General features: G+C 61.8%; 13 protein-coding genes. 7 read left to right on the top strand and 6 right to left on the bottom strand.

Annotated features, from left to right (window positions below; all coding sequences use genetic code 11):
* Positions 1 to 1,026 carry a histone deacetylase family protein gene (locus ACEN93_RS07565; RefSeq protein WP_495611265.1) on the top strand — a complete coding sequence of 342 codons (1,026 nt, stop codon included), beginning with the start codon at positions 1 to 3 and terminating at the stop codon, positions 1,024 to 1,026.
* Positions 1,027 to 1,167: 141 nt separating this feature from the next.
* Here the strand turns inward: ACEN93_RS07565 and ACEN93_RS07560 are convergent, their stop codons facing one another.
* Both ACEN93_RS07560 and ACEN93_RS07555 read right to left on the bottom strand, forming a co-directional pair.
* Positions 1,168 to 1,572 carry a lysozyme inhibitor LprI family protein gene (locus ACEN93_RS07560; RefSeq protein ID WP_103386731.1) on the bottom strand — a complete coding sequence of 135 codons (405 nt, stop codon included), beginning with the start codon at positions 1,570 to 1,572 and terminating at the stop codon, positions 1,168 to 1,170.
* A 55-nt stretch (positions 1,573 to 1,627) separates the two neighbouring features.
* On the bottom strand, positions 1,628 to 2,548 hold the full coding sequence (locus ACEN93_RS07555; RefSeq protein WP_074689268.1) for an ADP-ribosylglycohydrolase family protein: 921 nt from the start codon (positions 2,546 to 2,548) through the stop codon (positions 1,628 to 1,630).
* Positions 2,549 to 2,744: 196 nt separating this feature from the next.
* On the opposite strand from ACEN93_RS07555, the gene ACEN93_RS07550 reads away from it, so the two are divergent.
* Complete coding sequence (locus ACEN93_RS07550; protein WP_039772808.1) at positions 2,745 to 3,233, top strand: SRPBCC family protein; 489 nt, start codon at positions 2,745 to 2,747, stop codon at positions 3,231 to 3,233.
* Positions 3,226 to 4,041 carry an aminoglycoside phosphotransferase family protein gene (locus ACEN93_RS07545; protein WP_080770672.1) on the top strand — a complete coding sequence of 272 codons (816 nt, stop codon included), beginning with the start codon at positions 3,226 to 3,228 and terminating at the stop codon, positions 4,039 to 4,041. The genes ACEN93_RS07550 and ACEN93_RS07545 overlap by 8 nt, the downstream gene beginning before the upstream one ends.
* Before the next feature lie 290 nt (positions 4,042 to 4,331).
* Here ACEN93_RS07545 and acnA read toward each other — a convergent pair whose 3' ends face one another.
* On the bottom strand, positions 4,332 to 7,073 hold the full coding sequence (gene acnA, locus ACEN93_RS07540; RefSeq protein ID WP_074689265.1) for an aconitate hydratase AcnA: 2,742 nt from the start codon (positions 7,071 to 7,073) through the stop codon (positions 4,332 to 4,334).
* 221 nt (positions 7,074 to 7,294) lie between these two features.
* Here acnA and rlmM point away from each other — a divergent pair, with 221 nt between their 5' ends.
* The gene (rlmM, locus tag ACEN93_RS07535; protein WP_495611264.1) at positions 7,295 to 8,368 is read left to right on the top strand and encodes a 23S rRNA (cytidine(2498)-2'-O)-methyltransferase RlmM; all 1,074 of its coding nucleotides are present in this window, start codon (positions 7,295 to 7,297) and stop codon (positions 8,366 to 8,368) included.
* 65 nt (positions 8,369 to 8,433) lie between these two features.
* The gene (gene tusA / locus ACEN93_RS07530; protein WP_007953079.1) at positions 8,434 to 8,685 is read left to right on the top strand and encodes a sulfurtransferase TusA; all 252 of its coding nucleotides are present in this window, start codon (positions 8,434 to 8,436) and stop codon (positions 8,683 to 8,685) included.
* Positions 8,686 to 8,734: 49 nt separating this feature from the next.
* On the opposite strand, the gene ACEN93_RS07525 is transcribed toward tusA, so the two are convergent.
* Positions 8,735 to 10,144, bottom strand: a complete 1,410-nt coding sequence (locus tag ACEN93_RS07525) for an MATE family efflux transporter (protein WP_074689261.1) — start codon at positions 10,142 to 10,144, stop codon at positions 8,735 to 8,737.
* Positions 10,145 to 10,323: 179 nt separating this feature from the next.
* Here ACEN93_RS07525 and pdxB point away from each other — a divergent pair, with 179 nt between their 5' ends.
* Positions 10,324 to 11,466, top strand: a complete 1,143-nt coding sequence (gene pdxB, locus ACEN93_RS07520) for a 4-phosphoerythronate dehydrogenase PdxB (protein WP_495611263.1) — start codon at positions 10,324 to 10,326, stop codon at positions 11,464 to 11,466.
* 57 nt (positions 11,467 to 11,523) lie between these two features.
* Here the strand turns inward: pdxB and ACEN93_RS07515 are convergent, their stop codons facing one another.
* The gene (locus tag ACEN93_RS07515; RefSeq protein ID WP_064598133.1) at positions 11,524 to 11,703 is read right to left on the bottom strand and encodes a PA1571 family protein; all 180 of its coding nucleotides are present in this window, start codon (positions 11,701 to 11,703) and stop codon (positions 11,524 to 11,526) included.
* 259 nt (positions 11,704 to 11,962) lie between these two features.
* Here ACEN93_RS07515 and ACEN93_RS07510 point away from each other — a divergent pair, with 259 nt between their 5' ends.
* A complete protein-coding gene (locus ACEN93_RS07510) occupies positions 11,963 to 13,756 on the top strand; it encodes an ABC transporter transmembrane domain-containing protein (RefSeq protein ID WP_495611262.1) in 1,794 nt (597 codons plus the stop codon).
* A gap of 93 nt (positions 13,757 to 13,849) precedes the next feature.
* Here the strand turns inward: ACEN93_RS07510 and ACEN93_RS07505 are convergent, their stop codons facing one another.
* Positions 13,850 to 15,778 (bottom strand): transglycosylase SLT domain-containing protein, encoded by a 1,929-nt coding sequence (locus ACEN93_RS07505; RefSeq protein ID WP_490840733.1) that lies wholly within the window; start codon positions 15,776 to 15,778, stop codon positions 13,850 to 13,852.
* Between the last annotated feature and the right edge of the window lie 73 nt (positions 15,779 to 15,851).

The raw sequence follows: 15,851 nt of genomic DNA, 5'->3' as shown, positions 1-15,851 counted from the left end.
ATGCGCAGTTTTTTCCATGCCGAACAATTGCTCCACCATCCACGCAGCTATTACTCGCGCGGGCAGATGCGTACGCCGCAGGAAGTCCCCGAGCGTGCGCAGCGTCTGGTGCAGGCCGCCCACGGTTTGGGCTTCAGTGTCGAGCAACCCGCCGATGCCGGTCTCGCGCCGCTGCTGGCGGTGCATGGCGCACCGTATCTGACGTTCCTTCAGGAAGCGCACGCACGCTGGAAAGAAATCCCCGAAGACTGGGGCGACGAGGTGATGTCGAACATCTTCGTCCGCGAACCCAACGCCTTGCGCGGCATCCTCGCCCAGGCGGCACGGTATCTGGCGGACGGCAGTTGCCCGGTGGGCGAGCAGACCTGGCGCTCGGCCTACTGGTCGGCCCAAAGCGCAGTGGCTGGGGCTCAGGCCTTGATCGATGGCGAGCCGGCGGCGTACGCGCTGTGCCGTCCGCCGGGGCATCACGCCCGGGCCGAAGCGGCGGGCGGTTTCTGCTACGTCAACAACGCGGCGGTGGCGGCGCAGGTGCTGCGGGACAAGTTTGAAAAAGTCGCCGTGCTCGACACCGACATGCACCACGGTCAGGGCATCCAGGAGATTTTTTACGACCGCGATGACGTGCTCTACGTCTCGGTGCATGGCGATCCGACCAACTTCTATCCGGGCGTCGCCGGGTTCGCCGACGAACGTGGCAGCGGCGCGGGGGAGGGCTTCAACCTCAACCTGCCGATGGCTCATGGATCAAGCGAAGTGGATTTCCTCGGGCAACTGGAAGTCGCATTGAACGCGGTACGCGAGTTCGGCGCCGAGGTGCTGGTGCTGTCGCTGGGCTTCGATATCTATGAGCTGGACCCGCAAAGCAAAGTCGCCGTGACCCGTGAAGGTTTTGCAGCATTGGGCGAACGGATTCGCAGCCTGGGCCTGCCATGCCTGATCGTGCAGGAGGGCGGTTATCACCTGGAAAGTCTCGAAGACAATGCCCGAGCGTTTTTCGTGAATGGCGAGGTGTGGCAACGCTGAGGCACCCCACCTGCCGTAGCGCCGGTAGTGCTTGCGATCGCCCTGAAGCCATCGCGAGCAAGCTCGCTCCCACATTTGAAATGCGGTTCAAATGTGGAAGCGGGCTTGCCCGCGAAGAGGCCTTCGAAACCGCTACAAAAATCAGGCCCCGGGCACCGGGCAGCTCATGTCACCCTCCTCACACTTCAAGTATTGCTTGAGCGCCTCGGTTCGCGTCTTTGTCACCGAGGCGATGCAATTGTTGTAGATCAACGGATAAACACTCCCGCCTGCCACCCCGGATGCCGAAAACTTGCACTCGGCATCGCGAAACCCGATCCAGGCCCGCTGCGCGCTCACCAGCAGTTTTTTGCCATCAGGGTTGTCCTTCAACCGGGCGGTAATCTGCTGATAAACCGAGTTCAACTCCTTGTCCGCCGCCTTGTTTTCCTGCGCGGCGCACTGATTCATCGTCGCCTGATCGCTGGCATTGGCGCAGTCCACGGCGGCGTGGACGACGGAAGTGAAAAGAAAGGGTGTCAGGGCCAGAAGCAGGCGTGGGGACATGAGTCATCTCGCTTTGATGAATGAACGTGCCGGGCAGTTTAGCGACTTCGTGGCGCTAACAAGGTGTGCGATGTCTGGATGCGTTGAGCAACCGTTCGGCAGTCGCCGCAATTTCCTCTCCGTCATGCAGTTTTTCCAGCCATCCGAACGGGATTCCCTGCACGCCGTAATGGGCTCCGGCCAACTGACCGACAATGGCGGCCGTGGTGTCTGCGTCATCGCCCAAGTTGGCCGCTTGCAGGACGGCGGCGGCAAAGCTGTTGGTGTGCTGGAAGCACCATAACGCCGCTTCCAGGGATTCGACGCAGTAGCCGCTGCCGCGGATTTCGCGCTCGGTCTTGTGCAGGTAGTTACCCCGGGCAATCGCCGCCACCTTGGGCTGGTGGAAGGATGTTTGGGGCAGAGTGCGCAGTTGCGCTTTCGATGCGCCTTCCAGGGCCTTGCAGAGCAGTTCGGCAAACAGTTGGCAACATTCGATGGCCTCGGGCGCCGCGTGGGTGGTGCGTGAACTGTCAGCGGCGAATCGCCTGATTTGCCGGGCATCGGGGAAATAGAACAGAACCACAGGCACCAGTCGCATCAACGAGCCATTGCCGGCACTGTGCGGGTCAGTAGAGCCGGCAAACGGCTCTCCGGTTTGTTGATAGCGATCCAGAGCCTGACTCACGGTCATGCCGATATCGAAGCATTCGCCAGTCGAACTCAGATAACCCCACTGCCACCAGTTCAGATAGCGGCCCATCTGGTCAGCGGCATCGAAAGCATTTTTGTTCAGCAGGCTTTCTGCCAGACACAACGCCATCGAGGTGTCGTCGGTCCATTGTCCGGGCTTCAAGTGAAAAGGCCCGCCACCGACCATGTCGGTCAGGGGCTGGAAGCTGCCGCGAGGCTGGAATTCGACGGTGGTTCCCACGGCATCGCCGCAGGCCAGGCCGAGCAGGGCGCCACGGTAACGTTCGGGGAGGGAGGGCTGCATGATGACGTCCTTGTGTCGTTCAATTCGCTGCGAACGTTAGCAGTTTCGCCGCGCTGATCCGTGCGCATTCTGACGAACCGGTGCCCCAAAATACTGCCGGATATTTCAATCAGACCCGCCCTTTGCAGTGGATCGATACAACTTCGGATTGGACATGTGGTCATACAAGCCTACTGTTCAAAACAGGAGGTGACGTATGAAACCAGTACCCAACAGCTTTGAACGCAAGATCATGCTCAGGTCGCCGCGCTCCCATGTCTGGCGCGCCCTGGTCGATGCCGAGGCGTTCGGCCAGTGGTTCGGCGTTGCGCTGGAGGGCCGGCGGTTTATCGCGGGCGAATGGACGCAGGGGCAGGTGACGTACCCCGGTTATGAACATGTGCTCTGGAACGTGCTGGTGGAGCGGGTCGAGCCGCAGCAGCTGTTCTCCTTCCGCTGGCATCCCTATGCGGTAAATCCGAAAATCGACTACTCGCAGGAACCGACCACCCTGGTCAGATTCGAACTGCAGGACTACGAGAACGGCACGCTGCTGAAAGTCTCCGAGTCAGGTTTTGCACACATTCCCGACGTGCGTCAGAAAGAGGCGTACTACATGGACAGTCGGGGCTGGGAGGAACAGTTGAGTCGGCTTGAGCACTTCCTCGCGGAGAGCGACCGGGCCCGTGAGCGTGAAGGTGGCTGATCCCGACCTGTTTACGCCGTGGCTGGAACGCTGGGCGCTGACGCCAGACGGTGAGCCAATCATCACCCCGGGCAGCCGCCTGTTACCTGTGCGTCAGGGCAATACTCCGGCGATGCTGAAAGTCGCGGTGGACGAGGAGGAAAAGTACGGCAACCTGCTGATGACCTGGTGGGGCGGCGACGGTGCCGCCCGGGTGCTCGCCCATCACGACGAGAGCCTGTTGCTGGAGCGGGCGATGGGCCAGCGTTCGCTGATGCACATGGCGCTCAACGGCGAAGACGACGAAGCCACACGGATCATGTGTCGAGCGCTGGCGCACCTGCACGCACCGCGACCGACGCAGCCACCGCCGTTGGTGGAGCTGGCGCCATGGTTTGCATCATTAACAATGGCCGCGGCCCGATACGGCGGCCAATACGCCGAATGCCTGCAAATCGCCGATACCTTGCTCGCCGAACCGCACGACGTGGTGGTGCTGCACGGCGACATGCACCACGACAACGTCCTCGATTTCGGCCCACGGGGCTGGCTGGCCATCGACCCCAAGCGGGTGCGGGGCGAGCGTGGTTATGACTACGCCAACCTGATCTGCAACCCGGAACTGCCGACGGCCACCGATCCGGAGCGCTTTCAGCGGCAAGTCGAGGTGATCTGCGCAACAGCGGGCATCGAGCGAAGCCGCTTGCTGCAATGGGTATTGGCCTTTGCCGGACTGTCTGCCGCATGGTTCATGGAGGATGACGAGCAAAAAGCCGCCGCCGGGCAGCTGAAAGTCGCCCAACTGGCGGCTTCCGCGCTCAATGCCTGACACGCCTAAGGGTTTTCGGAAGGCGCGCTATGGCGAATGTCTTACACGCGCTGGTAGCTTTTTCGACTATTGCCGATTGGATCCACAGCGTAATCTAGCCTCATCAACTGAAGCACAGGGAGTGTTTCAGGATCACGGATGATCGACCATTAGCAAGGATCGCTGCCGACAGGGAGTCGATAATGGTCTTGGGAAAAACCCGCTTCGGCGGGTTTTTTTTCGTCTGCAGAAAAGTGCCGTGCTCAAACAGAAACACCGCCGATCTGGCGGTGTTTCTGCATCTGCAGGTCTTACGAGGCGATCAACTGGCGCAACACGTAATGCAGAATCCCGCCGGACTTGAAGTACTCCACCTCGTTCAAGGTGTCGATTCGGCACAGCACTTCGATTTTCTCCTGCCGTCCGTCTTCACGGGTGATGACCAGGGTCAGGTTCATCCGTGGCGTCAGCTCGACACCGCTCAGGCCCTGGATATCCAGGGTTTCCTTGCCGGTGAGGTTCAGGCTCTTGCGGTTCTGATCCAGTTTGAACTGCAACGGCAGCACGCCCATGCCCACCAGGTTGGAGCGGTGGATGCGCTCGAAGCTTTCGGCGATCACCGCTTTCACGCCCAGCAGATTGGTGCCCTTGGCCGCCCAGTCGCGGCTGGAACCGGTGCCGTATTCTTGCCCGGCAATCACCACCAGCGGCGTGCTTGAGCCCTGATAACGCATGGCCGCGTCGTAGATCGCCAGTTTCTCGCCGGTCGGAATGTAGATCGTGTTGCCACCTTCTTCGCCGCCGAGCATTTCGTTGCGGATACGGATATTGGCAAACGTGCCGCGCATCATCACTTCGTGGTTGCCCCGGCGCGAGCCGTAGGAGTTGAAGTCCCGTGGCTCGACGCCTTGCTCGCGCAGGTAACGTCCGGCCGGGCTGTCGACCTTGATGTTGCCGGCGGGGGAGATGTGGTCGGTGGTCACCGAATCGCCCAATAGCGCCAGCACTCGCGCACCTTTCACATCGGCGATCACCGGCAATGGCCCGGCAATGTCATCGAAGAACGGCGGATGCTGGATGTAGGTCGAATCCGCCTGCCAGACGTAGGTCGCGGCTTGCGGGACTTCGATGGCTTGCCACTGTTCGTCACCGGCAAACACTTCGGCGTATTCCTTGTGGAACATCGCCGTGTTGACCTGATTCACCGCGTCAGCGATCTCCTTGCTGCTCGGCCAGATGTCACGCAGGTAAACCGGATTGCCCTGCTGGTCATTGCCCAGCGGTTCGCTGCTGATATCGGTGCGCACAGTGCCGGCCAGGGCGTAGGCGACCACCAGTGGCGGTGACGCCAGCCAGTTGGTTTTCACCAGCGGATGCACCCGGCCTTCAAAGTTGCGGTTGCCGGACAGCACCGAAGCCACGGTCAGGTCGGCTTTCTGGATGGCTTTTTCGATCGGCTCCGGCAGCGGCCCGGAGTTGCCGATGCAAGTGGTGCAGCCGTAACCGACCAGCGAAAAACCGAGCTGGTCGAGGTACTGCGTCAATCCGGCGGCCTTGTAGTAATCGGTGACGACTTTCGAACCCGGAGCCAGCGAACTCTTCACCCACGGCTTGCGGGTCAGGCCCTTTTCCACGGCTTTTTTCGCCAGCAGGCCGGCAGCCATCATTACGCTGGGGTTGGAGGTGTTGGTGCAGGAGGTGATCGCGGCAATCACCACCGCGCCGTTTTTCAGGCGATAGGTGTGGCCGTCGTGCTCATAATCCGTTTCGCCGACCAGATCGGCACTGCCCACCGCCGCGCCACCGCCGCCCTCGCTCTCCAGGCGTCCTTCTTCCTTGCTGGTGGGTTTGAACTGCAATTCGAGGAAGTCGCTGAACGCCTGACCGACATTCGGCAGCGAGACTCGGTCCTGCGGGCGTTTCGGCCCGGCGAGGCTGGCTTCGACGCTGCCCATGTCCAGCGCCAGGCTGTCGGTGAACACCGGTTCCTGACCGGGCAGGCGCCACAGACCCTGTGCCTTGGTGTAGGCCTCGACCAGTTTCACCACTTCAGGCGGACGGCCGGACAGGCGCAGGTAGTCGAGGGTCACGTCATCCACCGGGAAGAAGCCGCAGGTCGCGCCATATTCCGGGGCCATGTTGGCGATGGTTGCGCGGTCGGCCAGCGGCAGGTCGGCGAGACCGTCGCCATAGAACTCGACGAATTTGCCGACCACGCCTTTCTTGCGCAGCATCTGGGTGACGGTCAGCACCAGGTCGGTGGCGGTGATGCCTTCCTTTAGTTTGCCGGTAAGTTTGAAACCGATGACTTCGGGAATCAGCATCGACACCGGTTGCCCGAGCATCGCCGCTTCCGCCTCGATCCCGCCCACGCCCCAGCCCAGTACGCCGAGGCCGTTGATCATGGTGGTGTGGGAGTCGGTGCCGACCAGGGTGTCGGGGAAGGCATAGGTGCGGCCGTCTTCGTCCTTGGTCCACACCGTGCGGCCGAGGTATTCGAGGTTGACCTGGTGGCAGATCCCGGTGCCCGGCGGCACCACGCTGAAGTTATCGAAGGCGCTCTGGCCCCAGCGCAGGAAGGCGTAGCGTTCACCATTGCGCTGCATTTCGATGTCGACGTTCTGTTCGAAGGCGCTGGCACTGCCGAATTTATCGACCATCACCGAGTGGTCGATCACCAGATCCACCGGCGACAACGGGTTGATTCGCTGCGGATCACCACCGGCCTTGGCCATGGCGGCGCGCATGGCGGCCAGATCGACCACGGCGGGTACGCCGGTGAAGTCCTGCATCAGCACGCGGGCAGGGCGGTACTGGATTTCCCGGTCGGAGCGGCGCTCCTTGAGCCACGCGGCAATGGCCTTGAGGTCGGCGCCGGTGACGGTTTTTTCATCTTCCCAGCGCAGCAGGTTTTCCAGCAGGACTTTCAGCGACATCGGCAACCTGTCGAGATCGCCCAAGTTCTTGGCGGCATCCGGCAGGCTGAAATAGTGGTAAGTCTTGTCGTCTATCTTCAGGGTTTTAAGGGTGTTCAGGCTATCAAGGGACGGCATTACGATCACTCCTTTGAGTCCGCACGGCTACGGACTGAGGGGACGGGCAGAGCTATCAACGTAGCCCTGTTTTCAGTAGCTGGCTAATAACTGGACTCTATGGGCAAGTCCAAGGTTCCGACATGGGCTATCATGCGCCGGTTTTCGTGACAGGCTTTGCTTCAACGCAGGTCTGGGCATCGCGCAGGGGATGAATGATCGCCCTCTGCCCAGGAGTAAGAATGAACACCCTATTCATGCATTGCCGGCCAGGTTTCGAAGGTGAAGTCTGCTCGGAGATTTCCGACCTCGCCGCCCAACTCAACGTGGCCGGCTACGCCAAGGCCAAACCGGCTACCGCTTGCGCCGAGTTCGTCTGCACCGAAGAGGATGGCGCCGAGCGTCTGATGCGCGGTCAGCGTTTCGCCGAGCTGATCTTCCCGCGCCAATGGGCGCGCGGTTTTTTCATCGATCTGCCGGAAAACGACCGCATCAGCGTGATCCTTGCGCACATGGCCCAATTCCCGGTCTGTGGCAGCCTGTGGCTGGAAGTCGTCGACACCAACGACGGCAAGGAACTGTCGAACTTCTGCAAGAAGTTCGAAGGCCCGCTGCGCAAGGCCCTGACCGGCGCCGGCAAACTGGTGGAGGACGCCAGCAAGCCGCGCCTGCTGCTGACCTTCAAGAGCGGCCGTGAGGTGTTTCTCGGTCTGGCCGATGCCGGTAACTCGGCGATGTGGCCGATGGGCATTCCGCGTCTGAAGTTCCCGCGTGAGGCGCCGAGCCGTTCGACCCTGAAACTGGAAGAGGCCTGGCACCACTTCATCCCCCGCGATCAGTGGGAAGATCGCCTGCACAGCGACATGACCGGCGTCGACCTCGGCGCTGCGCCGGGCGGCTGGACCTGGCAACTGGTCAATCGCGGCATGCTGGTGACCGCCATCGACAACGGCCCGATGGCCGAAAGCCTGATGGACACCGGTCTGGTGCAGCATTTGATGGCTGACGGCTTCACTTTCAAACCGAAGCAGCCGGTGGACTGGATGGTCTGCGACATCGTCGAGAAGCCGGCGCGCAATGCCGCGATGCTCGAAGAGTGGATCGGCGAGGGGCATTGCCGGGAAGCGGTGGTCAACCTGAAGTTGCCGATGAAGCAGCGTTACGCCGAAGTGAAGCGCCTGCTCGAACGCATCGCCGACGGTTTCAAGGCCCGTGGGATCAAGGTCGACATCGGTTGCAAGCAGCTGTACCACGACCGCGAGGAAGTGACCTGCCATCTGCGCCGCCATGACGTGAAGAAAGCCAAAGCCCGCTGAGCGCGCGACAGGTGACCGAACACCCGGCATTGGGCGACAATGCCGGCCAGTTTCAGGAGTGAATCATGAGTGAAATGATCGATACGCCGGTCGACGGCACCCTCGACGCCACGGGCCTCAACTGCCCGGAGCCGGTGATGATGCTGCACCAGCACATCCGCGACCTGGTGCCCGGTGGCCTGCTCAAGGTGATCGCCACCGACCCGTCGACCCGCCGCGACATCCCCAAGTTCTGCGTGTTTCTCGACCATGAACTGGTGGGGCAGCACGAAGAGGCCGGGACCTATCTGTACTGGATCCGCAAGAAGTCCGGTTGATCGCAAGGCAAAAAAAGACCTGCAAATGCAGGTCTTTTTTTATGGCCGGTCAGCCCATCGAACGGCTGATGCGAATGCGTTTGCGTGCGCTGCGCGTCAGGCGGATCGACAGCATCAGCGCCGCGCAGCTGAGGCCGACGATCAACCCTTCCCACAAGCCGCTCGGGCCACGTGGCTCGCCGAGCCAGTCGGTCAGGCCGAGGGCGTAACCCACCGGCAGACCGATGCCCCAATAGGCGAACAGGGTCAGGATCATCGTCACGCGAGTGTCCTGATAACCGCGCAGGGCGCCGGCGGCGGTGACCTGGATCGCGTCGGAGAACTGGAACAGCGCCGAGTACACGATCAGCATCGCCGCGATGTGAATCACCATCGGATCGGAGGTGTAGATCGCCGCAATGTGTTCACGCATCAGCAGCATCATGCTCGCCGACAGGCAAGCATAAGCCAGCGCAGTGCCCATGCCGACGCCCGCGGCGAAACGCGCTTCACGGGGTTCTTCACGGCCCAAGGCCTGGCCGACCCGCACGGTCACTGCCATGCCCAGCGAGTACGGAATCATGAACACCAGCGAGCTGACGTTCAGCGCGATCTGGTGCCCAGCCACCACGGTGGCGCCGAGGCTGCCGATCAGCAGCGCGATCACCGCGAAGATGCTCGACTCGGCAAACACCGCGACGCCGATCGGCAGACCGATGGCCAGCAAACGCTTGATCACCGCCCATTGCGGCCAGTCGAAACGGCTGAACAGTTCGCTCGACTTGTAGGCCGGCGCCCAGCGCTCATAACCGGCCAGGCCCAGCGCCATCACCCACATCACGATGGCCGTGGCCCAGCCGCAACCGACGCCGCCCATGGCCGGCACGCCGAAGTGGCCATAAATGAACACGTAGTTGAGCGGAATGTTCAGCGCCAGTCCACACAGGCCCAGCACCATCGCCGGCCGCGTGCGGCCGAGGCCATCACTGGTGCAGCGCAGCACGTGATAGAAGGCCACCGCTGGCAGGCCGCTGGCGATACCGTGCAGGTATTGCATGCAGGGGCCGATCAGCTCCGGATCGACTTTCATCAGATGCAGGATCGGCTCGGCGCTGAACAGCAGGGTGGTTGCCATCAGGCCCACCACCAGCGCCAGCCACAAGGCTTGCCGCACGATCGGGCCGATTTCGCTGTGGGTGCCGGCGCCGAAGCGCTGGGCGACTTTCGGCGTGGTGGCCAGCAGGGTGCCGGTCATCAGCAGGAACACCGGCACCCAGATCGAGTTGCCCAGCGCCACGGCCGCCAGATCCTTGGGCCCGACGCGCCCGGCCATCACCGCATCGACGAAGCCCATGGCGGTGGTCGCCAGTTGCGCGATCATGATCGGCAGGGCCAGGCCGAGCAGATTCTTCAGCTCCAGGCGAACCCGGGCAGGGCGGTTGAGGGAAACGGCAGCGGGGCGGTCAGTCACGGAATTCACAGGCAAAGCGTCCACAGGGGTTGATGCGCAAGGTCGGGCATTCTACGCCGCTGACGTAACGGTCAGGAAAAATCCTCTGTTGCGTATTTGTAATCGCGGCGCCCCATCAAGAAATCACAGCCTGCTGGCTCATCGCAGTCCCAGCGCCTACACTGCCGATCCGCCCAAGGAGCCCCGCCATGCTGATTGTTGCCGACGAAAATATCCCGCTGCTCGATGCCTTTTTTGCCGGTTTCGGCGAGATCCGTCGGGTTTCGGGCCGTTCCATCGACCGGGCCACGGTCGAACAGGCCGACGTGCTGCTGGTGCGCTCGGTGACCAACGTCAACCGCGCACTGCTCGAAGGCAGCAAGGTGCGTTTTGTCGGCACCTGCACCATCGGCACCGATCATCTGGATCTCGATTACTTCAACGAGGCTGGCATCACCTGGTCCAGCGCGCCCGGCTGCAATGCCCGGGGCGTGGTCGATTATGTGCTCGGCAGCCTGATGACCCTGGCCGAAATCGAAGGCGTCGATTTGCGTGAACGTACTTACGGTGTGATCGGTGCCGGTGAAGTCGGCGGTCGCCTGATCAAGGTGTTGAAAGGTCTGGGTTGGAACGTGAAGGTCTGCGACCCGCCACGTCAGGCGACCGAGGGCGGCGACTATGTCAGCCTGGGGCAGATCATCGCGCAGTGCGATGTGATCAGCCTGCATACCCCGCTGACCCGCAGCGGCGACGGCGCGACCTGGCATTTGTTCGACGAGCAGCGTTTGCAGCAGCTCAAGCCCGGCGCCTGGCTGATCAACGCGGCGCGCGGTCCGGTAGTGGATAACACCGCGTTGCGCGAGGTGCTGCTGGAGCGAGAAGACTTGCAAGCGGTGCTCGATGTCTGGGAGGCCGAACCGCAAGTCGATGTTTCTCTGGCCGAGCTCTGTGTGTTGGCGACGCCGCACATCGCCGGTTACAGCCTCGACGGCAAGCAGCGCGGCACGGCGCAGATCTATCAGGCTTACTGCGACTTTATCGGTGAGCCCGCCACCATTCAGCTCGGTGATTTGCTGCCGGCACCGTGGTTGTCGGAAGTTTCCCTGCATGCCGACAGCGATCCGGCCTGGGCGCTGGCGATGTTGTGCCGCGGTGTGTACGACCCGCGCCGGGACGATGCGGATTTCCGTCGCACGCTGCTGGGCAGTGTCGGTGAGCAACGTGCCGCGTTTGATCTGCTGCGCAAACAGTATCCGTCGCGACGCGAAATCGAAGGCTTGAAGGTGCGGATCGAGGGGGATTCGCCCGTCTTGCGCCAGATCGTGACCGCGCTGGGGGCTGTGGCGGTATAAACAGCGGGCAGAAAAAACCCGGCCTGCAGGGGCCGGGTCAGGAAGACGGTGGCGATATCACTTTTGTTCGGCAGGCTTGACCAATCGCTTCTCCAGTTCGCGGCAGGCGTCCTGGATCATGTCTTCAGTGATTGGCACTTCGCGCCCATCCTTATCGATGATCGAGCAACCCAGAGGTTGGCCGGGCTTGGTGCGGATCACTTCAATTTTGTCATCGCTGCTGTGTTGCAAGGACATGGCCTGTCTCCTCATCAGGTTGTGTGCCTAGATTAAAACCGTCAGGTGACCAGGCTGTTACAACTCCCTGCGGTCGGTCCGGAACGGCATCTCCACTCAAACAGAAATGACCGTCTGTCTCAACCCGGACCTTAGACCAATAGCGTCTAGGGGGTAGTCTTGCCGGTCATAATTAACCTGACTCATTGTGATTTGCAGAGTTCCACCCCATTTGACTCTGTAGGCTGGCCCTATCCATCAGCACACGACGTGAACCTGAATGATCCCGATGCTTTCCTCGCGCCACCGCCGGGCCTTGCGCCTGACCAGTTCTTTCCTTGCCCCTTATCGCTGGCCGGCCTTTGGCGCGCTGCTGGCACTGATCGTCACGGCCGGCATCACCCTGTCGATGGGGCAGGGCATCAAGTTGCTGGTCGATCAAGGCTTCATGACCCAGTCGCCGCACTTGCTCAACCAATCCATCGGCCTGTTCATGCTGTTGGTGTTCGGCCTGGCGGTCGGCACCTTTGCGCGGTTTTATCTGGTGTCGTGGATCGGTGAGCGCGTGGTGGCAGACATTCGCCGGCAGGTGTTCAACCATCTGGTGTACCTGCACCCCGGATTCTACGAAGACAATCGCAGCTCGGAAATCCAGTCACGATTGACCGCTGACACCACATTGCTGCAATCGGTGATCGGCTCGTCGCTGTCGCTGTTCCTGCGTAATCTGCTGATGGTCATTGGCGGTGTGGTGCTGCTGTTCATCACCAACCCCAAACTCACCAGCATCGTGGTGATCGCACTGCCGCTGGTGATTGCGCCGATCCTGATTTTCGGCCGTCGCGTGCGCAACCTCTCCCGGCTGAGTCAGGACCGGATCGCTGACATTGGCAGCTACGTCTCGGAAACCCTCGGCCAGATCAAGACCGTACAGGCCTACAACCATCAGGTGCAGGACGAACAGCGTTTCGCCAGCACTGTCGAGCAAGCGTTCGAGACCGCGCGCAAACGGATTTTCCAGCGGGCCTGGCTGATCACGCTGGTAATCGTGCTGGTGCTCGGCGCCGTCGCGGTGATGTTGTGGGTCGGCGGCATGGACGTGATCGCGGGACGGATTTCGGCGGGTGGACTGGCGGCGTTCGTGTTTTACAGCCTGATTGTTGGCAGTGCGTTTGGCACGTTGAGCGAAGTGATTGGCGAGTTGCAGCGAGCGGCCGGCGCCGCGGAGCGAATTGCGGAACTGCTGCGTTCGGAGAACATTATTCAGCCACCGACCACAGGGTTGGTGACGTTGCCGGGGCGGGTCAAAGGCGAGCTGGAATTACAGGATGTGCGTTTTTCCTACCCTTCGCGTCCCGAAAGTCTTGCCGTCGATGGCTTGAGTCTGACGATCAACGCCGGAGAAACCCTCGCGCTTGTAGGACCGTCCGGCGCGGGCAAGTCCACGGTGTATGACTTGCTGCTGCGTTTCTACGATCCCCGGGGAGGGCGGATCCTGATCGATGGCGTGCCGCTGACGAGCCTAGACCCGTTGGATTTGCGCCGCTGCTTCGCGCTGGTCTCGCAAACCCCGGCGCTGTTCTTCGGCAGCGTCGAAGAAAACATTCGCTACGGCTGCCCGACCGCCACGCTGGAGCAGGTGCGGGAGGCGGCCAGAATCGCCCACGCCCACGACTTCATCGAACAGATGCCCGACGGCTACCAGACCCATCTGGGCGACGGTGGCCTCGGTCTGTCAGGCGGACAACGCCAGCGCCTGGCAATCGCCCGGGCGCTGCTGGTCGACGCGCCGATCCTGCTGCTCGACGAAGCCACCAGCGCCCTCGATGCCCAGAGCGAACACCTGATCCAGCAAGCGCTGCCGAGCCTGATGCAAAACCGCACCACACTGGTCATCGCCCACCGGTTGGCCACGGTGAAAAACGCCGACCGGATCGCGGTGATGGATCAGGGCAAACTGGTGGCGATCGGCACACATCAGGAGTTGATCGCGAGCAATCCGCTGTATGCGCGGTTGGCGGCGTTGCAGTTCAGTGATGGTCATCAAGCTTCGACCGACCCTGTAACCGACTAAGTAACCGACCCAGTAGAACGCCATAAAAAATGCCCGCATCTCTCGATGCGGGCATTTTTGTTTACGTCGATCTATCGGCGATACGCGCCCCGATCACTGATCGTCGAAATACCGCTCATGCCAGTCCACCAGCGGCTGTGGCGAGTTGAGTTTCTGGCCGTAGATCACCGAATAGGACAACACGTTCTGTACGTACTGGCGGGTTTCGTCGAACGGGATGCTTTCCACCCACACGTCGAAGCTCAGGTGGTCGGCGCCGCGCAGCCATTGGCGCACGCGGCCGGGGCCGGCGTTATAGGCGGCGGAGGCGAGTACGCGGTTGCCGTTGAACTGGCTGTGCACCTGGCTCAGATAGGCGGCGCCGAGCTGGATGTTTTTATCCGGATCCAACACTTGCTGCGGCGAGGCCAGCGGAATGCTGAACTTGCGCGCGGTTTCCTTGGCGGTGCCGGGCATCAGTTGCATCAGGCCGCTGGCGCCGACGCTGGAGCGGGCGTCGTCCATGAACGCACTTTCCTGACGGGTGATGGCGAACACCCAGCTCGAATGCAGGCCGCGTACCTTGGCTTCGCGCACCAGGGTGTCGCGGTGGGCCATCGGGAAACGGATGTCCAGATCGTCCCAGTACTGCGCCTGGCTGATGGTGCGGATCGCCGGGAAATACCATTTCAAGTCGTAGGCCAGTTTCGCCTGGGCGACCATTTCGTCGCGGCTGAAATGCCGGCTGACGTGATACCACTCGCGGCGACCGTCGACGATCTGCCCACGGGCGTGGAACTCCAGTGCACGCCGTACGCCAGGGGTGTTGCGCACTTTGTTGATCAGCGCCTGACTGAGCACCAGCGGCTTGTTGTTCAGTGAGTACGGCGATTGCGAGCGGTCAGCGGCGAGGAAACCGTAGAAATCCCGTTCCCGCGACAGGTTCTTGTACAGCGTCTGTGCTTCCGGGTTCTGCGGTTGCGCCAGTTCCAGACTGCGGGCCTGCCAGTAGCGCCAGCGGTTGGTGGTGGCCAGGTCCTGTGGCAAACGGCGGGTCAGTTGGTAGGCGTCATCCCAGCGCGCCAGACGCAACAACAGACGCAGGCGCCATTCGGATACAGTGTTGTCGCGCAGTTCCGGATCGTATTTGGTCATCACGTCCAGCGCGCGGCTGTCGAAGCGGCGGGCCAGCGTCAGGCCGATTTCCCGGGCGATCGCGACTTTTTCATCCCGGGAGAAATGCATGCTGCTGGCATAACCGTCGAGCAGGGCCATGGCCTTGTCCGGGTCCTGGCGCGCGAGGCGGCGCAGGCCGAGGCTGACCACGTCCGACATCGGTTCATCGGCCGGCGTGAAGCGCGACGGCTGGTTGAGCAATTCCGGTTTCTGCGCCACGTCCACCAGCAGGCGGCCGCGCGGGGCGAGGGTGGTCAGGCCATTGACCAGGCTGTTGGCCAGTGGGTAGTTGCGGTGCTGGGCGGCGAGTTTGGCGCGTTCCCAGCGTTTCTGTTCGGTCAACTGACCTTCGGCGGCCCACATGCCGAACAGCGCATCACAGGCGGCAGGCTGGGATTTGCCGGTCAGCCAGAGTTTCTCGGCGTTGGCGAAGCCCTCGGCCTTCTTGTTGTGGCTGATCTGGTACTGCGCGTTGAGGCAGTCAAGTTCAGTGAAATTCAGTTTCGGGTCGTAATACTTGACGAACGTCGCCCAATCGCCGCGATCGGCCAGCCAGCGCAGCCAGCGCAATTTCATCCAGTTGGCCTGGGGCAGGTCACCGTGCTCGGCGAGGAATTTCTCGATCTCCGCGTTGCTGGCGGTTTTCAGCCGGGCGGTCAGCTCGTCGTAGGCGAGGTACGGCTCCAGCGGATAATCGGCGAGGGCCTGGCTGTAACGGAAATACGGGCCGCTGTCGCCTTTGGCCAGGGCGCGCTTGGCTTCATCGTAATACTGGCGTTGGGTGGACAGGTCCACCGCCTGGGCGGATTGAACGGCAGCGGCGGAAAGCAGCAAACATGACAAAACACTGAAGAGGCGACTGCGCATGAGACATCCGGGCAGAGAAATCATGACAAGTGCCGGCCCAAAACCGGCACTGAATTGTCTGTAGCTTAGCCTT

It is taken from the genome of Pseudomonas sp. Pseusp21, assembly GCF_059492145.1.
Note: the sequence above shows the minus strand (reverse complement) of the source record. Positions and strands in the feature narration are given on the sequence as shown.

Bases quoted from the DNA above. Each gene is read 5' to 3' on its own strand.
- acnA (WP_074689265.1), bottom strand. From the start codon at position 7,073: ATGCCGTCCCTTGATAGCCTGAACACCCTTAAAACCCTGAAGATAGAC.
- ACEN93_RS07550 (WP_039772808.1), top strand. From the start codon at position 2,745: ATGAAACCAGTACCCAACAGCTTTGAACGCAAGATCATGCTCAGGTCG.
- rlmM (WP_495611264.1), top strand. From the start codon at position 7,295: ATGAACACCCTATTCATGCATTGCCGGCCAGGTTTCGAAGGTGAAGTC.
- pdxB (WP_495611263.1), top strand. From the start codon at position 10,324: ATGCTGATTGTTGCCGACGAAAATATCCCGCTGCTCGATGCCTTTTTT.
- ACEN93_RS07515 (WP_064598133.1), bottom strand. From the start codon at position 11,703: ATGTCCTTGCAACACAGCAGCGATGACAAAATTGAAGTGATCCGCACC.
- ACEN93_RS07505 (WP_490840733.1), bottom strand. From the start codon at position 15,778: ATGCGCAGTCGCCTCTTCAGTGTTTTGTCATGTTTGCTGCTTTCCGCC.
- ACEN93_RS07565 (WP_495611265.1), top strand. From the start codon at position 1: ATGCGCAGTTTTTTCCATGCCGAACAATTGCTCCACCATCCACGCAGC.
- ACEN93_RS07510 (WP_495611262.1), top strand. From the start codon at position 11,963: ATGATCCCGATGCTTTCCTCGCGCCACCGCCGGGCCTTGCGCCTGACC.
- ACEN93_RS07555 (WP_074689268.1), bottom strand. From the start codon at position 2,548: ATGCAGCCCTCCCTCCCCGAACGTTACCGTGGCGCCCTGCTCGGCCTG.
- ACEN93_RS07560 (WP_103386731.1), bottom strand. From the start codon at position 1,572: ATGTCCCCACGCCTGCTTCTGGCCCTGACACCCTTTCTTTTCACTTCC.
- tusA (WP_007953079.1), top strand. From the start codon at position 8,434: ATGAGTGAAATGATCGATACGCCGGTCGACGGCACCCTCGACGCCACG.